Annotated in this window: 16 protein-coding genes; 6 read left to right on the top strand and 10 right to left on the bottom strand. The window is 61.8% G+C overall.

Going from position 1 to position 17,480, the window contains the following annotated elements; genetic code table 11:
- The first annotated feature begins 3 nt into the window (after nt 1–3).
- Complete coding sequence (gene gshA / locus FPB55_RS01020) at nt 4–1,581, top strand: glutamate--cysteine ligase (RefSeq protein ID WP_009682246.1); 1,578 nt, start codon at nt 4–6, stop codon at nt 1,579–1,581.
- Nucleotides 1,581–2,207: a TetR/AcrR family transcriptional regulator gene (locus FPB55_RS01015; protein ID WP_009682245.1), complete on the top strand. Its 627-nt coding sequence runs from the start codon at nt 1,581–1,583 to the stop codon at nt 2,205–2,207. The genes gshA and FPB55_RS01015 overlap by 1 nt, the downstream gene beginning before the upstream one ends.
- A 251-nt stretch (nt 2,208–2,458) precedes the next feature.
- On the opposite strand, the gene FPB55_RS01010 is transcribed toward FPB55_RS01015, so the two are convergent.
- The 8 genes from FPB55_RS01010 to FPB55_RS00975 form a co-directional block, all read right to left on the bottom strand.
- Nucleotides 2,459–2,674: a molybdopterin-binding protein gene (locus tag FPB55_RS01010; RefSeq protein WP_003255829.1), complete on the bottom strand. Its 216-nt coding sequence runs from the start codon at nt 2,672–2,674 to the stop codon at nt 2,459–2,461.
- A 28-nt stretch (nt 2,675–2,702) separates the two neighbouring features.
- A complete protein-coding gene (gene ssuB / locus FPB55_RS01005; protein WP_125855711.1) occupies nt 2,703–3,515 on the bottom strand; it encodes an aliphatic sulfonates ABC transporter ATP-binding protein in 813 nt (270 codons plus the stop codon).
- Entirely contained in the window at nt 3,512–4,309 is a 798-nt protein-coding gene (ssuC, locus tag FPB55_RS01000) for an aliphatic sulfonate ABC transporter permease SsuC (RefSeq protein ID WP_115293243.1), read from the bottom strand. The genes ssuB and ssuC overlap by 4 nt, the downstream gene beginning before the upstream one ends.
- 10 nt (nt 4,310–4,319) lie before the next feature.
- On the bottom strand, nt 4,320–5,468 hold the full coding sequence (gene ssuD / locus FPB55_RS00995; RefSeq protein WP_029884765.1) for an FMNH2-dependent alkanesulfonate monooxygenase: 1,149 nt from the start codon (nt 5,466–5,468) through the stop codon (nt 4,320–4,322).
- 60 nt (nt 5,469–5,528) lie between these two features.
- Nucleotides 5,529–6,494, bottom strand: a complete 966-nt coding sequence (locus tag FPB55_RS00990; protein WP_047150041.1) for a sulfonate ABC transporter substrate-binding protein — start codon at nt 6,492–6,494, stop codon at nt 5,529–5,531.
- 84 nt (nt 6,495–6,578) lie between these two features.
- Entirely contained in the window at nt 6,579–7,172 is a 594-nt protein-coding gene (gene ssuE, locus FPB55_RS00985) for an NADPH-dependent FMN reductase (RefSeq protein ID WP_029884767.1), read from the bottom strand.
- 250 nt (nt 7,173–7,422) lie between these two features.
- Nucleotides 7,423–8,061, bottom strand: coding sequence for a peroxiredoxin (locus FPB55_RS00980; RefSeq protein WP_115293242.1), 639 nt, complete (start codon nt 8,059–8,061; stop codon nt 7,423–7,425).
- 168 nt (nt 8,062–8,229) lie between these two features.
- Nucleotides 8,230–9,582 carry an OprD family porin gene (locus FPB55_RS00975; RefSeq protein ID WP_125855710.1) on the bottom strand — a complete coding sequence of 451 codons (1,353 nt, stop codon included), beginning with the start codon at nt 9,580–9,582 and terminating at the stop codon, nt 8,230–8,232.
- Nucleotides 9,583–10,190: 608 nt separating this feature from the next.
- Here FPB55_RS00975 and tauA point away from each other — a divergent pair.
- Genes tauA through tauD form a run of 4 tightly spaced genes read left to right on the top strand, consistent with a single transcriptional unit; the run spans nt 10,191 to nt 13,682 of the window.
- A complete protein-coding gene (gene tauA, locus FPB55_RS00970) occupies nt 10,191–11,162 on the top strand; it encodes a taurine ABC transporter substrate-binding protein (protein WP_144187358.1) in 972 nt (323 codons plus the stop codon).
- Nucleotides 11,163–11,175: 13 nt separating this feature from the next.
- Nucleotides 11,176–11,964: a taurine ABC transporter ATP-binding subunit gene (gene tauB / locus FPB55_RS00965; protein ID WP_029884770.1), complete on the top strand. Its 789-nt coding sequence runs from the start codon at nt 11,176–11,178 to the stop codon at nt 11,962–11,964.
- Nucleotides 11,961–12,800: a taurine ABC transporter permease TauC gene (tauC, locus tag FPB55_RS00960; protein WP_029884771.1), complete on the top strand. Its 840-nt coding sequence runs from the start codon at nt 11,961–11,963 to the stop codon at nt 12,798–12,800. The genes tauB and tauC overlap by 4 nt, the downstream gene beginning before the upstream one ends.
- Nucleotides 12,801–12,848: 48 nt before the next feature.
- Nucleotides 12,849–13,682: a taurine dioxygenase gene (tauD, locus tag FPB55_RS00955; RefSeq protein WP_125855083.1), complete on the top strand. Its 834-nt coding sequence runs from the start codon at nt 12,849–12,851 to the stop codon at nt 13,680–13,682.
- Nucleotides 13,683–13,757: 75 nt separating this feature from the next.
- Here the strand turns inward: tauD and FPB55_RS00950 are convergent.
- Both FPB55_RS00950 and betT read right to left on the bottom strand, forming a co-directional pair.
- Nucleotides 13,758–15,118, bottom strand: a protein-coding gene (locus FPB55_RS00950) for an IS3 family transposase (protein WP_238706607.1) whose coding sequence is annotated in 2 segments (ribosomal slippage) — nt 13,758–14,650 and nt 14,650–15,118 — 1,362 coding nt in all. Because the reading frame shifts where the segments join, the coding sequence is not laid out codon by codon here.
- Nucleotides 15,119–15,250: 132 nt separating this feature from the next.
- Nucleotides 15,251–17,254 (bottom strand): choline transporter BetT, encoded by a 2,004-nt coding sequence (gene betT, locus FPB55_RS00945; protein ID WP_009682232.1) that lies wholly within the window; start codon nt 17,252–17,254, stop codon nt 15,251–15,253.
- Nucleotides 17,255–17,480 lie beyond the last annotated feature (226 nt).

Here is a 17,480-nt window from a genome sequence, read left to right as displayed (position 1 = left end):
ATCTTGAGCGAACTCCTCAACCGCCGCCTGAGCCTGCTCGGCGCCAATCTTCCCCTGCTCAAGCAGTGCCTGCACGGTATTGAGCGCGAATGCCTGCGCGTGACCGACGAAGGTCGCCTGGCCCAGACTCCGCACCCGGATGCACTGGGATCGGCGCTGACCAACGAGCAGATCACCACTGACTATTCCGAGTCGCTGCTGGAGTTCATCACCCCCGCGCTGGCCGACCCGGCTAAAGTGCTCGAAAGCCTCGAACAGACCCACCGTTTCGTCTACAGCAAGCTGGGCGACGAGTACCTGTGGAGCCCATCGATGCCATGCACGTTGCCGGCCGAAGAGGACATCCCGATCGCCGAGTACGGCAGCTCGAACATCGGCAAGCTCAAGCACGTCTACCGCAAAGGCCTGGCCTTGCGCTATGGCCGCACCATGCAGTGCATCGCCGGCATTCATTACAACTTCTCGCTGCCAGAGGCTCTGTGGCCTTTGCTGCGTGCTGCCGAAGGCAGCAGCGAGCCCGACCGCGACTATCAGTCATCGGCCTACATTGCGCTGATCCGCAACTTCCGCCGCTACAGCTGGTTGTTGATGTACCTGTTTGGCGCCTCGCCGGCCTTGGACAAAGGCTTCATGCGTGGCCGCCCGCACCAGCTCGAAGAGCTGGACGCCGAAACCCTGTACCTGCCCTACGCCACCAGCCTGCGCATGAGCGACCTGGGCTACCAGAGCAACGCCCAGGCGGGCCTCACGCCTTGCTACAACAACCTGGCCAGCTACACCGACAGCCTGCGCAAGGCGGTGGGCACGCCCTACCCGCCCTATGTCGAGGTCGGCACGCACGTCGACGGTGAGTGGGTACAACTGAATACCAACATCCTGCAGATCGAAAACGAGTACTACTCGAACATACGCCCCAAGCGCGTCACCTATACCGGCGAGCGGCCGATCCAGGCCCTGACTTCGCGCGGCGTGCAGTATGTGGAAGTGCGCTGCCTGGACATCAACCCGTTCCTGCCAGTGGGCATCGACCTGACCGAGGCGCGCTTCCTCGATGCATTCCTGCTGTTCTGTGCCCTGGAAGAAAGCCCGCAACTGGGCAATGCCGAGTGTGGCCAGTGCACCAGCAACTTCCTGGCCGTGGTCAAGGAAGGTCGCCGCCCGGGCCTGGAATTGCAGCGCAACGGCCAGCCGGTCAGCCTGAAGGTGTGGGCCGGCGAGCTGATCGAGCGTATTCGACAGTTGGCCGAGCTACTGGACCAGGCCGAAGATACCGACGCCCACAGCAAGGCGCTGGATGCGCAACAGGCCAAGGTCGATGACGCCTCGCTGACGCCTTCGGCCCAGGTGCTGGCGCGCATGACCGAGCATGACGAAAGCTTCGTGCAGTTTTCGCTGCGCCAGAGCCGTATTCACGCCGAGACCTTCCGTGAACAGCCGCTGAGCCAGGAGCAGCAACAAACCTACGAGACGCTGGCCCGCGAGTCGCTGGCCAGGCAGGCCGAGCTGGAGCAGGAAGAAGTCGGTGATTTCGACCTGTTCGTGGGTGCCTATCAAGCCAGCATCCTGGCGATCAGCAACTGATGACGCGTACCGCTACCCCGCGCAAACCGCGCGCCAGCAGCCAGGCCAGGATCGAAGCGATCCTGGCGGCTGCCCGCGAACTACTGGCCGAGGTGGGGGTGGCGGCAATGTCGATCTACAGCGTGGCCGAGCGTGCGCAGATTCCGCCGTCATCGGTCTATCACTTCTTCGCCAGCGTGCCGGCGTTGCTCGAGGCGTTGACCGCCGACGTGCACCGGGCTTTCCGTGAGGCTCTGAGGGCACCGATCGACAGCCAGGCGTTCAGTACCTGGCATGAGCTGTCACGGCTGATCGAGCAGCGCATGCTGGATATCTACAACCAGGATGCAGCAGCGCGGCAACTGATTCTGGCCCAGCACGGGCTGAGTGAAGTGGTGCAAGCCGATCGGCAGCACGACATGGAACTGGGCGACCTGATGTACAAGTTGTTCGACCAGCATTTTCACCTGCCGGTGATGCCGCTGGATGTGGATGTGTTTGCCCTGGCCATGGAGCTCAGCGACCGGGTGTATGCGCGCTCGGTGCAGCTGCATGAGGCGATCACCCCGCGTATGGCCGAGGAAGGCAAGCGGGTATTCGAGGCGTATCTGGGGTTGTATCTGCCGCCGTTTCTAATCAAGCGTTGAAGTTGGTGGCCTCACCGCCGGCAAGCCGGCGCCCACAGGGAAAGGCACAAGGCCGAAAACCTGTGCAGTACCTGTAGGAGCGGCCTTGTGTCGCGATCGGGCTGCAAAGCAGCCCCGCGAGTTAAGCGGTATTGGGGCTGCTTTGCAGCCCTTCGCGGGCTCGCCCGCTCCCACACTCAAGAAATGCGCGATCCCCTGTGGGAGCGGGCGTGCCCGCGAAGGGTCGCAAAGCGGCCCGCGGGCCACTTTCATCACAGCTTGGCGATAGACACTTCCGTCGACTTCACAAAGGCAATCACTTCACTGCCCACCTGCAGCTCCAGCTCACGCACGGAGCGGGTAGTGATCACCGAAGTGACGATGCCCGAAGCCGTCTGCACGTCGATTTCCGACAGTACCGGCCCTTCGAGGATTTCTTTCACAGTGCCTTTGAATTGGTTGCGAACGTTGATGGCTTTGATAGTCATGATTGGCTTCCTTTTGGCTTCTGGGGGTTCAGTGCGCCCAACGCAGTTGCGTGGGCAGAGGGGCTACAGGATCCGGCTCGGGCGCAGCGCCCGGGGCCGACAGCACACGGTTGAGCACTTCGCTTTCCAGCGCAGCCAGGCGGTGCGAACCACGCGCCCGAGGCCGTGCCAGGTCGACAGTGAGGTCGAGCCCGACCTCGCCGTCTTCGATCAGGATCACCCGGTCAGCCACGGCAACGGCCTCGCTGACATCGTGGGTAACCAGCAGCACGGTAAAGCCGTGCTGACGCCACAGGCGTTCGATCAGTTGCTGCATCTCGATACGGGTCAGGGCATCCAGCGCGCCCAACGGCTCGTCCAGCAACAGCAGGCGCGGCTGATGGATCAGTGCCCGGGCCAGCGCCACGCGCTGCTTCTGGCCACCTGAAAGCGCCGCCGGCCACTCATTGGCGCGGTCGGCCAGGCCAACCGCCTCCAGGGCATCCAGCGCTCGCGAGCGCCAGTCGCCAGACAGACCCAGGCCCACGTTGTCGATCACCTTCTTCCAAGGCAGCAGGCGTGCGTCCTGGAACATCAGGCGGGTTTCTTCGCGCGCTTCGTCCAGCGGCGCGGCCCCGGCCAGCAACTGCCCGGCAGTGGGCTGGTCGAGCCCGGCCAGCAAACGCAGCAAGGTGCTCTTGCCGCAGCCGCTGCGGCCAACAATGGCCACGAACTGGCCGGCCGGAATGTGCAGGTCGATACCTTTCAAAACTTCGCGCTGGCCAAAGGCCTTGCGCACGCCGTTGGCGGCCAGCGGGATGCCACGCAGCAGGCGTGGCGGCTGTTCCTTGAGCACGGTCATGCGCCCCCCTTCTTCGCCACTTGATAGGCTGGGTGCCAGCGCAACCACACACGCTCCAGGCCACGGGCGGCGAGGTCGGCGAGCTTGCCGAGCACGGCGTACAAAACGATGGCCAGCACCACCACGTCGGTCTGCAGGAATTCACGGGCGTTCATGGCCAGGTAGCCGATGCCCGCGTTGGCCGAGATGGTTTCGGCAACGATCAGGGTCAGCCACATGAAGCCCAGGGCAAAGCGCACGCCCACCAGGATCGACGGCAGCGCCCCCGGCAGGATCACCTGGCGGAACAGGCTGAAGCCGGACAACCCATAACTGCGGGCCATTTCCACCAGCGCCGGGTCCACATTGCGAATGCCGTGGTAGGTGTTCAGGTAGATCGGGAACAACGTGCCCAGCGCGACCAGGAAGATCTTCGCCGACTCATCGATACCAAACCACAGGATCACCAGCGGGATCAGCGCCAGGTGCGGCACGTTGCGTATCATCTGCACCGAGCTGTCGAGCAGTCGCTCGCCCCAGTTCGAAAGGCCCGTGATGAAGCCCAGCACCAGGCCGATGCTGCCGCCGATGACGAAGCCCAGCCCGGCACGCCAGCCACTGATGGCCAGGTGGGTCCAGATATCACCGCTACGCACCAGCTCGACGCCAGCACTGACCACGGCGCTAGGCGCCGGCAAGATGCGCGTCGACAGCCAGCCAGCACTGACCGCCAGCTGCCAGGCGGCCAGCAGCAGCACCGGCAGCGCCCATGGCGCCAGCCGCTGGGCAAGGTTGTTGGAAGTTGCACGACTCATGGCCTGGCCCTCAGCTCTGCGCGACGGACTTGGGCAGGATGTCGTTGGCTACCATCTCGCCGAACGGGCTCACGTAGCCACCCGCCTTGGGTTGTTCCGGGCGGTTCACGTCAATGTGCGGGAACAGCAGCTCGGCCACTCGGTACGACTCTTCCAGGTGCGGGTAGCCGGAGAAGATGAAGGTATCGATGCCCAGCTCGGCGTACTCTTTGACCCGCGCGGCCACGGTCGGGCCATCACCGACCAGCGCGGTACCCGCACCGCCACGCACCAGGCCAACACCCGCCCACAGGTTGGGGCTGACTTCCAGGTTGTCGCGGTTACCGCCGTGCAGGGCGGCCATGCGCTGCTGGCCCACCGAGTCGAAGCGCGCCAGCGAGGCCTGCGCACGGGCAATGGTGTCATCGTCCAGGTGCGAAATCAGGCGGTCGGCGGCGGCCCAGGCTTCTTCGTTGGTTTCGCGCACGATCACGTGCAGGCGGATACCGAAACGTACTTCGCGGCCTTGAGCAGCGGCCTTTTTGCGCACTTGGGCGATCTTCTCGGCCACGGCTGCCGGTGGCTCACCCCACGTCAGGTACAACTCGACCTGTTCAGCCGCCAGGTCTTGGGCAGCTTCTGAAGAACCGCCGAAATACAGCGGTGGGCGGGGCTGCTGAATCGGCGGATAGAGCAGCTTGGCGCCCTTCACCTGAATGTGCTTGCCGTCATAATCGACGTTTTCGCCTTCCAGCACCTTGCGCCAGATACGGGTGAACTCGACCGACGCCTCGTAGCGCTGCTGGTGGTTCAGGTGCAGGCCGTCACCGGCCAGCTCGTCAGGGTCGCCGCCGGTGACCAGGTTGAACAGCGCCCGGCCGTTGGACAGGCGATCGAGGGTGGCTGCCTGCCGAGCCGCCACGGTTGGCGAGATGATGCCGGGGCGCAGGGCCACCAGAAACTTCAAGCGCTGGGTCACGGGGATCAGCGAGGCCGCGACCAGCCAGGAGTCCTCGCAGGAGCGCCCGGTCGGGATCAATACCCCACCAAAACCAAGCCGGTCGGCAGCTTGCGCGATCTGTTGCAGGTAACCGTGGTCGACCGCGCGGGCGCCATCGGCAGTGCCCAGGTACTTGCCGTCACCGTGGGTGGGCAGGAACCAGAAAATGTTCAGACTCATTGGAGTTGTCTCCTCAAGGGGGGCACGAGCCGGGGCGGTGCCCCGGCATGGGCGCATCATTCAAGGCGCGCTAGCGACCTTGGCCGGGGGTGTCCAGATCACATCCTTGATGCTCAACGGCTTGGGTATCAGCTTGAGCGCCTGGAAGGTGTCGGCGATCTTCTGCTGCGCCGCCACTACCTCCGGGTTGAGGGGCGCGGCGCCGTAGCCTTGGCGTTTGACCGAGGTAAGTGTGATGTCGGCAGGCAAGCCGAGTAGCGGCGCCACCTGGTCGGTGACTTCCTGCGGGTTGGCCTGCGACCACTCGCCCACGGCGCGCACTTGCTCGATAACGGTGTTGATCACCGCTGGGTGCTCGGTCGCGTAGTTGCGGGTAGCGAGATAGAACTGATGGTTGTCGACCAGGCCCTTGCCGTCACGCAGGGTGCGCGCCTGCAACTGTTGCTCGGCGGCGGCCTGGTACGGGTCCCAGATCACCCAGGCGTCGACACTGCCGCGCTCGAAGGCTGCTCGGGCGTCGGCCGGCGGCAGGTAAACCGGCTGGATGTCGCTGTACTGCAGGCCCGCGTCTTGCAGTGCACGCACCAGCAGGTAGTGCACATTGGAGCCTTTGTTGAGGGCAACTTTCTTGCCTTTGAGATCCTTCACCGACTGTACCGGCGAACCCTTGGGCACGAGAATCGCTTCGCTGTGCGGCGCGGGCGGTTCGTAGGCCACATAGAGCAGGTCGGCGCCGGCGGCCTGGGCGAATACCGGTGGTGTTTCACCGGTGACGCCAAAATCGATCGAGCCGACGTTCAGCCCTTCAAGCAGCTGCGGGCCGCCGGGAAACTCGGTCCACTGCACCTGTACGCCCTGCTCGGCCAGGCGCTTCTCCAGCGTGCCCTTGGCCTTGAGCAGCACCAGGGTGCCGTATTTCTGATAACCGATCCGCAGGCTCTCGGCCTGGGCTTGGGTGATGGCGCCGAAGGACACAGCCGCCGCGAACAGGGCGACCAGACCGCGACGCAAGAAGACTGTGCGCATGGCGCTCTCCTGTGCGATAGGGTTCGGGTTGCACCTGCTTGCCTCGTTGGCGGGCGAGTAAGGTGGTAAAGCGGATAAAACCGGTCAGATGCTCCAGCGAGCACTGAGCAGGCGTTCGTTCAGTACACCGGGGGCCACGGGGCGCGGCCGACGGGCCAGGGCAACGTGGAAGGTTTCCAGCGAGTCCTGCAGGCGTTCTTCCAGCGCGGGGAGCAGTTGCGCGGGCTTGCTGCCCTCTGCGTAAGCGACTTGGCTGTCGTCAGCGAAGATCCCTTGCAGGGTCTCTTGCGCCTTGAGTGCAGACAGCACGGGCTTGAGTGCGTAATCCACCGCCAGCATGTGGGCGATGCTGCCGCCGGTGGCGATCGGCAACACGATCTTGTGTGCCAAAGCGCGTTCGGGCAGCAGGTCGAGCAAGGTTTTCAGAGCACCGGCGAACGATGCCTTGTACACCGGTGTGGCGACGATCAGGCCATCGGCCTGGGCCACCAGTTGCTGGAAGTGCTGTACCTGCGGGCTGTCGAAACGGGCATGCAGCAGGTCTTCGGCAGGGAAGTCACGTACCTGGAACGTCACCACTTCGACGCCGCGATGCTGCAGCCACTGGCGCGAACGCTCCAGCAGCACGCCGGAGCGTGAACGTGGACTTGGGCTACCACCGATTGAGACGACCAACATTGCAGCGCTTCCTTGTGTTCTGTTGGGGGTGACATTAGCAGTCAGTTTATATATCTATAAATCATATTTTTTTATTTGTTTATTCCTTATTGTTATTTTGTGGCGTCGCGATCTTGGGGCCGCTTTGCGGCCCATCGCGACACAAGGCCGCTCCTACAGGGGGCGGGTAACGGTGAAAGTGCAAAAAAAAGGGCCGTCGAAACGGCCCGAAAATCCCTGTGTGGCTAAGAGCGATGCAACGAGGAATGCGTTAACGATTGGGCTGGGGGGTCAGGCGCAGATAGGGTTTGACGGCACGATACCCTTTGGGGAAGCGCTGCTTGATCTCTTCTTCGTCCTTGAGCGAAGGCACGATCACCACGTCGTCGCCGTCTTGCCAGTTACCTGGCGTGGCCACCTTGTGGTTGTCGGTCAGCTGCAGCGAGTCGATCACCCGCAGGATTTCATTGAAATTGCGCCCGGTACTGGCCGGGTAGGTGATGGTCAGCCGCACCCTCTTGTTCGGGTCGATCACGAACAGCGAGCGTACGGTCAGGGTGTCGCTGGCGTTCGGATGGATCAGGTCATAAAGGTCTGAAACCTTGCGGTCGGCGTCGGCGATGATCGGGAAATTGACCACGGTGTTCTGGGTTTCGTTGATGTCGGCGATCCATTTGTGGTGCGAATCGACCGGGTCGACCGACAAGGCAATGGCCTTGACTCCGCGTTTGGCGAATTCGTCCTTGAGCTTGGCAGTCAGGCCCAGCTCAGTGGTGCATACTGGGGTGAAGTCAGCCGGGTGGGAGAACAGCACACCCCAACTGTTACCCAGCCACTCATGGAAACGGATCTTGCCTTCGCTGGAATCCTGTTCGAAATCGGGGGCGATATCGCCGAGTTTTAGGCTCATAGGCTGCGGCTCCTGGGCTGGGTTGTGGTCAGCGTGTGAATAGACTGTGCCTGCAATTGATTAAAAACAAAAAGAATAAATAATGATTTATTTATAACTTTTTTACATACAAATCCGCAGACATGAAAAAGCCTCGCACTAGGCGAGGCTCTTGGGTGTCGCTACGACTTACAGGAAGCTGTAAGTGTAGTTCACGATGAAGCGAGTCTGGTCTTGGTCGGCGCTGGCTTCGCTGCTGCCACCACGGTACACACCCTGGCGCAAGCTGAAGCCCAGACCTTTGAGGGTACCTTGCTGAATGGTGTAGTCGACGCGAGCGTCACGTTCCCATTCGTTGTAGGTGCCGTGGCCGCTCTTGTAGCGAATGTCGTCACCACGCAGGTAGGAAACCGAAGCCTTCAGGCCCGGAACGCCCAGCGAAGCGAAGTCATACGAGTACTGGCCGAAGTTGGTGTTCTCACCGGCACGGGCGAACTGGTTGATCATGCTGTCGGTGAACAGGTAGAAACTGGCACCGCCAGCACCTTCAGGGCGACCGTTACCGTCAACCACGTTGCCCTGGTTCAGCCAGACGAAACCGCCGTCATCGCTGACTTGCTGACGACCGAGCATCAGCGCGTGGCCACCCAGGGTGTAGGTGAACATGGCCGACCAGGTCTTGTTGTCGACCTTGCCAGTGTTCTTGGCGTAACCACCGTTGTTGCTGAAGTTGTAGCCGCCGCCGTGACCGTTGTTGCCGTCGCTGCTGCTGTCGAAGTAGCGCAGGTCGGTCTTGAACGACTGGTCGTCGGCGATCTTGAAGACGTGGGTGGCACCCAGGAAGTGCTGCTTGTAGAAGTCGTCCAGGTTCGAGTAGTAGTACTGCAGGGTCAGGTCTGGAGTGAGCTTGTAGTCCAGGCCGCCGTAGCGGAACTTGTTGCTGTCGGCAGTGGCGCCAGCGACCGACAGGCCAGTACGGTTGCTCGACGCACGGCCCATGGCGTGAGTCAGCTGACCGGCGTTGATGGTCAGGTTGTCGATTTCCTTCGACTGGATAGTGCCACCCTCGAAGGTTTGCGGCAGCACACGGCCATCGTTCGCGACTAAGATCGGCAGGTTCGGCGCCAGAGCGCTACCAAAATGGGCTTCGGTCTTAGAAAAACGCGCCTTGGCGTTAGCGCCAACGCGGGCCCACTGATTAACCGACGAGCCATTGCTGGCGTCTGGCATGAAGCCGCTTTTGTGATAGCCGCGGCCGCCATCCAGGTGGATACCCCATAGGGCCTGGGCGTCAACACCAAAGCCAACGGTACCCTCGGTGAAGCCTGAGATATAGTCGAGCTTGAAACCCTGGCCAGTTTCACGCTGATCTGGACGCTTGAAGTTAGTGGAGCTGCTTGCATGGGCATCACGGTTATCGTTGTCGTAATACATGGTGCGCGAGCTGAGGGACAGTTTGCTGTCTTCCACGAAACCGGCAGCGCCTGCTGTTTGGGCAAAAACCCCCAGTGCCACGGCCACGGCCAGGCTGGACTTGTACATGTTGTGCTCCTCTACGTTCTAATTTTTGTGTATCTCTGGCGGCAGGGTCTTGTGCCCCGCTCACCGTGGATTGGCGATTTAGTCCCAAAGTGTGACTGGTAAGTCAAACGTTTCTAAACGTTTCTCGACTTTGGTCTAAGGCGCCACCTGCGCTACAGGATAATGACAATCCTATAAATCCAAAATGACCGTTTTGTGAATTTCTAAGATTTTTAGGGAATATGTAACGAACCTTTGCAACCAATCGTTGTAGCTATACGGGTTCTAATAGCATTCAGCTATTTGCAAACGTTTGCTAATAACCTAATTCCTTAATGTTCTATAGGGACGGAGAAGCCTAGCAGGCTGATCTGATTTCGCCATTGACCCAGGTTATGGCCCTTCGCAGGCTTTGTAGGAGCGGCCTTGTGTCGCGATGGGGCGCGAAGCGGCTCTAAACGCTCAGCGTCGCAGCAACCATCGTCAGGGCCGCTTCGCGCCCCATCGCGACACAAGGCCGCTCCTACAGCTTTACCTCCTAAGCTAATGCAAAAAAGTTATTTATTTTAAATTTCTTAGATCATTTAGCCTTCTCGCCATACCCCAGTTTGCCTGACGAGAGGTCCACCATGATCCCGCATGCCCCGCTGCGCCTGTTCGCCGCCCTGACCCTCGCCAGCGCCAGCTGGCTGGCCCAGGCGGCCGACCTGACCGTCGCCTACCAGACCACCGTCGACCCCGCCAAGGTGGCGCAGGTAGATGGCGACTACGAAAAAGCCAGCAAGGCCAGCATTGACTGGCGCAAGTTCGATAACGGCGCCGATGTGATCACCGCAGTAGCCAGCGGTGACGTGCAGATCGGCTACCTGGGCTCCAGCCCACTGGCCGCCGCCGCCACCCGCAAGCTGCCGGTCGAGACGTTTCTGATCGCAACGCAGATTGGCGCAGGCGAGGCACTGGTCGCCCGCGACAGCATCAAGACGCCACAAGACCTGGTCGGCAAGAAAGTCGCCGTGCCCTTCGTTTCAACTGGCCACTACAGCTTGCTGGCAGCCCTGAAGACCTGGAACATCGACCCCTCCAAGGTGCAGATACTCAACCTCGCGCCCCCTGCGATCATTGCCGCCTGGAAACGCGGCGACATCGACGCCACCTACGTCTGGGACCCGGCCTTGGGCGTGGCCAAGGAAAACGGCAAGGTGCTGATCACCTCGGGCGAGCTGGCCGCAAAAGGCGCACCCACCTTCGATGCCTGGATCGTGCGCAAGGACTTCGCCGAGAAGCACCCCGACGTGGTCAAGGCTTTTGCCAAGGTCACCCTCGATGCCTACGCCGAACACCGCAAAGACCCGCAAGCCTGGCTGGCTGACAAGGGCAACGTAGACAAACTGGTGAAGCTGTCCGGCGCCAAGGCCAGCGACATTCCGGTGCTGCTGCAGGGCAACGTCTACCCACTGGCCGCCGACCAGGCCAGCGCACTGGGCGCACCGACCACCCAGGCACTGACCGACACGGCCAACTTCCTCAAGCAGCAAGGCAAGGTTGACGCCGTACTGCCGGACTACTCGCCGTACGTCAGCGCCAAGTTCCTTCCAAACTGAACCGGAGCCCGCCATGGCCTTGCTCGAACTGGAGCGCATCAGCGCACAGTACCCCGGTGCCGCCACCCCGGTGCTGGCCGACATCAACCTGAGCCTGGGGCCGCGCCAACTGCTGGTGGCCCTGGGGCCATCCGGCAGCGGCAAAACCTCGCTGCTCAACCTGATCGCCGGCTTCGTTACCCCCAGTGGCGGCCGCATCACCCTCGACGGTGTACCGGTGCAAGGGCCTGGAGCCGAGCGCGGTGTGGTGTTCCAGGACGACGCGCTGCTGCCATGGCAGAACGTGCTGGGCAACGTCGCATTCGGCCTGGAGCTGGCCGGCGTACCACGCGCCGAGCGTGAAGCCAAAGCCCGCGAGATGCTGGCCCTGGTCGACCTCGCCGGCTTCGGCGAGCGGCGCATCTGGCAGTTGTCCGGCGGCCAGAAGCAACGCGTGGGCCTGGCCCGGGCGCTGGCAGCCGACCCACGGGTGCTATTGATGGACGAACCGTTCGGCGCCCTCGATGCCTTCACCCGCGAGCAGATGCAGGCGTTGCTGCTGCAGGTATGGCAGCGCACCGCCAAGCCGGTGTTCCTGATTACCCACGACATCGAAGAAGCGGTATTCCTGGCCAGCGAACTGGTTCTGCTGGCACCCAACCCGGGGCGCGTGGTGGAACGCCTGCAACTGGACTTCGGCCAGCGTTATGCCGCTGGCGAATCGGCCCGGGCGATCAAGTCCGACCCGGCCTTCATCGAAACCCGCGAGCACGTACTGGCGCGGGTGTTTTCCCAACGCCAAAGCCTGCAGGAGCGCGCATGAGCAGCCTGGACCTGCCGGTAACCGGCAAACACAACGCCCAACACAGGCCAGCCATCAAGCTGCGCCAGCCACGTTCCACCCGCTGGATCAGCACCCTGACCCTCGCCAGCCTTTTGCTGGCGTGGTGGCTGGTGACCGCCGCCGGCTGGGTCGAGCCGCTGTTCCTGCCCTCGCCCGGCGACATCCTGGCCAAGGGCTGGACCTTGCTGACCCAGGGTTACATGGATGCGAGCCTGTGGCAGCACCTGGGCGCCAGCCTGGGGCGCATCGGCGTGGCCCTGCTGGCCGCCACGCTGACGGCCATCCCAGTGGGCATCGCCATCGGCTACAACCGCGTGGCACGCGGCATCCTCGACCCGCTGATCGAGTTTTACCGGCCGATACCGCCGCTGGCCTACCTGCCCTTGATTGTCATCTGGTGCGGCATCGGCGAGCTGTCGAAGGTGTTGCTGATCTTCCTGGCGATCTTTGCGCCGATCGCCATTGCCACCGCCACCGGCGTACGTACCGTCGACCCGGCCAAGTTGCGTGCAGCGCAGTCGCTGGGCGCAAGCAAGGCTCAGCTGATCCGGCACGTGATCCTGCCGAGCGCGCTACCCGACATCCTCACCGGGATCCGCATCGGCCTGGGGGTTGGCTGGTCGACGCTGGTCGCCGCCGAGCTGATTGCCGCCACCAGTGGCCTGGGCTTCATGGTGCAGTCGGCGGCGCAGTTTCTGGTTACCGACGTAGTAGTGCTGGGCATCCTGCTGATCGCCTTGATCGCCTTCGCACTGGAAATGAGCCTGCGCGCCCTGCAACGCAAGCTGGTGCCCTGGCACGGGCAAAGCCACTGAACCCTATTGTCCACGCCAGCACACTGGCGCCTGATTGAAGAGACTGACATGAGCCTGACCATCACTCCCCTCAGCCCCGCGCTCGGCGCCCAGATCAGCGGCGTGGACATCAGCCGCGACATCACCGCAGCACAACGCGACGCCATTGAACAGGCGCTGCTGCAGCACCAGGTGCTGTTCTTCCGCGACCAGCCGATCAACCCGGAACAACAGGCGCGCTTTGCCGCCCGCTTCGGCGACCTTCACATTCACCCGATCTACCCCAACGTGCCGGACACCCCGCAGGTGCTGGTGCTCGACACGGCGGTCACTGATGTGCGCGACAACGCCGTGTGGCACACCGACGTGACCTTCCTGCCAACCCCGGCACTGGGTGCGGTGCTCAGTGCCAAGCAGTTGCCGGCCTACGGTGGCGATACCTTGTGGGCCAGCGGCATAGCGGCCTTCGAGGCCTTGTCGTCGCCGCTGCGGGGTATGCTCGACGGGCTGACCGCCACTCACGACTTCACCAAGTCGTTCCCGCTGGAACGCTTTGGCACCACCGCTGAAGACCTGGCGCGCTGGGAAGCCACGCGGCGCAACAACCCACCCTTGTCGCACCCGGTGGTGCGTACGCATCCGGTGAGCGGGCGCAAGGCGTTGTTCGTCAATGAGGGGTTTACCACGCGCATCAATGAGCTGAGCGAGCTGGAGAGCGAGGCGTTGCTGAAGCTGCTGTTCGCCCATGCCACACGGCCGGAGTTCAGCATTCGCTGGCGCTGGCAGGAGAATGACGTGGCGTTCTGGGACAACCGCGTGACCCAGCATTTTGCCGTGGATGACTACCGGCCCAATCGGCGGGTGATGCACCGGGCGACGATCCTCGGGGATGTGCCCTTTTAGTTGTTGCCTGTTCTGGCCTCTTCGCGGGCACGCCCGCTCCCACAGGTTGGACTGCCCCCAATAAGTTGGACAGTTTCAGCTAGCAGCCCCTGCAGCATGAGCCCTGTATTTCACAGGGCTCATGCCATTGAGCTTTAGCTTGATGCGGTCATGGTTGTAGTAGTGGATGTACTCATCCAGACCGGATTTCAGTTCTTCAACGCTCTTGAAGCGCTGCGGGTAGAAAAATTCGGACTTAAGCGTACCAAAAAAGCTCTCCATAGCCGCATTATCCAAGCAGTTTCCTTTGCGTGACATGCTCTGCTTCACCCCTTGCTCGGCCAGCTTGTGGCGGTACTGCGAGTGTTGGTAGTGCCAGCCTTGATCCGAGTGGAGTACCAGTTTCGGCTTGTTTCCCAGGCGCTTGAAGGCCTTGCCCAGCATGTTGGTAACCAGCCCAAGGCATGGCCTGCTGGCCACTTCGTAGGCCACAATTTCGGCGTTGTACAAGTCCATCACGGGGGAGAGGTAGACTTTTTCCTGAGCCACTTTGAACTCGGTCACATCGGTCACCCACTTCTGATTCGGGCGCTGGGCGATAAAGTTTCGCTCCAGCAGGTTGGGCGCGATGGTGCCGACGACTCCCTTGTACGACCGATATTTTTTCGGCCGCACGAGTGAGCGAAGATCAAGCTCGATCATCAAACGCTCCACCACTTTTTTGTTAACCAAGGTCCCGCCATTGCGGATCACGATCGCAACGCGCCGGTAACCGTAAAGCCCTTTTTCCTCGTGATAGACACGCTGAATCATCTGCTTCAGAGCAGCATGCTTATCAGGTTTGGCCTGCGCTTGAAGCTGGTAATAGAACGTACTGCGCGGCAGATCCGCCAACTCCAGAACAGCGGCCAAAGGAAACCTGTCCTTGAGCGCAGACACGATCAGGGTTTTTTGGGCTGCCTTCGCTCCTGCTTCTTCAACTCTTCCAGCTTTTTTAGGTAAGCGTTCTCCATGCGCAGCCATTCAAGCTCAGCCAGCAACTGGTCGCGGCTTTTATCGGTGTCATCAGAGGTTGTGGGTTTGATGGGGTAAGGCTTTTTCGACATGGCAGCAGGTTTTCTTCTCTTGGGAGCAGGCGAAGCCGGACTTCCACTGTAGTACTGCCGCGCCCAAATGCCTATCTGCGAAGACTGACCAAGACCAAAATGGGCGGCGGTCTGGCGCAAGGAAAGCTGATGCTTGTGCATGTACTCAAGGACTGAGCGCTTGTAGGTCGCACTGTACCGCTGGCCTGGTTTACGCAGACTGAACTGGCCATGTTTCTGGAAGCTGGAGACCCAGCGCCGCAGCAGGCTGAAGTCCACTGCAAGTCGCTGGGCTACTTTTCGGAAACCTTCACCACCCTCCAGGTAGGCATGAACGGCTGTAAGCTTGAATTGGTCTGAGTACTTGCTCATATGGACACCCCAAGAAATTGGATTGGTGTCCAACTTCTTGGGGGCAGTCCAGGTCCGGCACCGGCTTCGAAACCTGTGATGTACCTGTGGGAGCGGGCCTACCCGCGAAGAGGCCAGAGCAGGAACGCCTGGTCAGCGGACCAGATGCAGGAACTGCATGTGCCGCTCGTACTGGTCGAGGATGTCGTTGATGATCTGCTCCTTGCTGTAGCCAACCAGGTCGTAGTTCTGGCTGCCTTCGCTCAGGTACACCTCCGCCCGGTAGTAGCGGCGGTTCTTCAACTCCTGCGTGCCCAGCCCACCCAGGGCGAACGATGGCGTGAAGTAGCCACGCATCTGCACCTGGTAAATGAACGGCTGTTCTTCACCATGCCCCACTTTCAGGCTGACGTTGTCGTGGCTTGGGTCATCCTGGGTAATCAGCACCAGGCCTTTTTGCTCGAACACCTCACGCACATCGGCAATCGCCGGGCGCACCACATCGTCCATGAAGCGGTACACCTCGTCACGCGACGGGAAGTGCACCGCCTGGCTCAAGCGCTGGCGCCAGCCGCCGCGGCCGCGGCGTGACTGGGCGAACGGTGCCAGCGAGTGCATTTGCGCGATCTGCCGTTGCGACTCCAGGTAGAACGCCTTGTGCAACCCCCACATCATGCACAGCAAGATCAACGAGAACGGCAGCGAGGTCAGTACCACCGCCGACTTCAGCGAATCGATGCTGCCCGCGAACAACAGCGCACTGGTGACCAGCGCGGTCATCGCGCCCCAGAAAATGCGCAGCCAGTTCGGCCCGTCCTCATCGGCATCCCCACCGGTGGCCGACAAGGTCGACAGCACCACGGTGCCAGAGTCGGCCGAGGTGACGAAGAACACGAAACTGATGAACACCGTGGTGGCGATCACCACCTTGCTCCAGGGGTAGGTTTCCAGCAGCAGGTACAGGCTCATGGACGGGTTGTCCAAGGCCGACTGGCCCAGCGCGGTCATGCCGTGGTTGATGACCTGGTCCAGGGCACTGTTGCCGAAGATCGACATCCACGCCAGGGTGAAGCCCAGCGGGATCAGCAGCACGCCAAAGACGAACTCGCGGATGGTACGGCCGCGGGAAATGCGCGCAATGAACAAGCCCACGAACGGCGCCCAGGCAATCCACCAGGCCCAGTAGAACACTGTCCAGCCACCCAGCCAGTCGCGGTTCTCACCGTAGGCATACACGTCGAAGCTCTTGCGCGGCAAGGCGCCCAGGTAATCGCCAAGGTTCTGGATGAGGGTGTTGAACAGGTGCTGGGTAGGCCCGGCGAACAGCACGAACAGCAGCAATGCGCAGGCCAGGAACAGGTTGATGTCGCTCATTACCCGCACGCCCTTCTCTACCCCGGCAACGGCTACGGCCACCGCCGCGCCCATCATCAGGGTGATGAGGATCACCTGCACCCACTGGCTGTGGCTGATGCCGAACAGGTAATCCAGGCCGGCATTCAGGTGCAGCACGCCAAAGCCCATGTCGGCGCCGAGGCCGAACACGGTGGCGATGATGCCGAAGCCGTCCACCGCATAACCGATCGGCCCGTTGATGCGCTTGCCGATCAGCGGGTACAGCGCCGAACGCAACGCCAGCGGCAGGTTATGGCGGTAGGCGAAGTAGGCCAGCGCCATGCCGACGAAGGCGAACACGCCCCAGCCATGCAACCCCCAGTGCAGGAACAGGATCTGCATGGCTTGGCGCCCGGCCTCGGCAGTGCCCGCTTCGCCTTGGGGCGGCTGCAGCATATGGGTCAGCGGTTCGGACACACAGAAGAAGAACAACGTAATGCTGATGCCAGCCGCAAACAGCATGCCGGCCCATGACAGGTAACTGAACTCGGGCTCGTCGTGGTCGGCACCGAGCTTGATCTTGCCGTAGCCGGACAAGGCGGTGACCACCACGAAGACCAGGTACAGGGTCATTGCCAACATGTAGTACCAGCCGACCGTATTGGCCGCCCAGTTCTGCGCCGCCAGCAACCAGTCGCCTGCGGTTTGCGGGTTGGAGATGACCACCAGGCCGAAGATAAGGATGAAGCTTGCCGCAAAGTAGAACACCGGCGGGTTCATGCGGATCTTGCTGGTGGAAAGGGATGGGGTCGGTGCACTCATGGGGCAGGCACCTCGTCAAAAGACGTGAGGTTCGGAATGAACGGGTTCAGCAAAGGAATCCTCCTGTTGAACACCGGCAGCGGACCAGCGTTTTTCATTGAACAAGCGTTCAAGTTAAACATGGATCGGTGTTCAATGCGAATTGGGGCGCCGACTGGCGCGCTTCTGGCCCGGCCTTTTCGCGGGCAAACCCGCGCCTGGCGCGCACATCGGTCGCTCGCTGTGC

Source organism: Pseudomonas sp. BJP69, from assembly GCF_007633355.1.
Classification (GTDB): Bacteria; Pseudomonadota; Gammaproteobacteria; order Pseudomonadales; family Pseudomonadaceae; genus Aquipseudomonas; species Aquipseudomonas juntendi.
The sequence above is the reverse complement of the archived record's forward strand: the minus strand, read 5'-3'. Positions and strand labels throughout refer to the sequence as shown.

Coding starts and splice junctions, on each gene's coding strand:
- tauD (WP_125855083.1), top strand. CDS start 12,849: ATGAGCCTGACCATCACTCCCCTCAGCCCCGCGCTCGGCGCCCAGATC.
- FPB55_RS00980 (WP_115293242.1), bottom strand. CDS start 8,061: ATGAGCCTAAAACTCGGCGATATCGCCCCCGATTTCGAACAGGATTCC.
- betT (WP_009682232.1), bottom strand. CDS start 17,254: ATGAGTGCACCGACCCCATCCCTTTCCACCAGCAAGATCCGCATGAAC.
- FPB55_RS01015 (WP_009682245.1), top strand. CDS start 1,581: ATGACGCGTACCGCTACCCCGCGCAAACCGCGCGCCAGCAGCCAGGCC.
- ssuD (WP_029884765.1), bottom strand. CDS start 5,468: ATGAGTCTGAACATTTTCTGGTTCCTGCCCACCCACGGTGACGGCAAG.
- FPB55_RS00990 (WP_047150041.1), bottom strand. CDS start 6,494: ATGCGCACAGTCTTCTTGCGTCGCGGTCTGGTCGCCCTGTTCGCGGCG.
- ssuC (WP_115293243.1), bottom strand. CDS start 4,309: ATGAGTCGTGCAACTTCCAACAACCTTGCCCAGCGGCTGGCGCCATGG.
- ssuE (WP_029884767.1), bottom strand. CDS start 7,172: ATGTTGGTCGTCTCAATCGGTGGTAGCCCAAGTCCACGTTCACGCTCC.
- FPB55_RS01010 (WP_003255829.1), bottom strand. CDS start 2,674: ATGACTATCAAAGCCATCAACGTTCGCAACCAATTCAAAGGCACTGTG.
- tauB (WP_029884770.1), top strand. CDS start 11,176: ATGGCCTTGCTCGAACTGGAGCGCATCAGCGCACAGTACCCCGGTGCC.
- tauC (WP_029884771.1), top strand. CDS start 11,961: ATGAGCAGCCTGGACCTGCCGGTAACCGGCAAACACAACGCCCAACAC.
- ssuB (WP_125855711.1), bottom strand. CDS start 3,515: ATGACCGTGCTCAAGGAACAGCCGCCACGCCTGCTGCGTGGCATCCCG.
- FPB55_RS00975 (WP_125855710.1), bottom strand. CDS start 9,582: ATGTACAAGTCCAGCCTGGCCGTGGCCGTGGCACTGGGGGTTTTTGCC.
- tauA (WP_144187358.1), top strand. CDS start 10,191: ATGATCCCGCATGCCCCGCTGCGCCTGTTCGCCGCCCTGACCCTCGCC.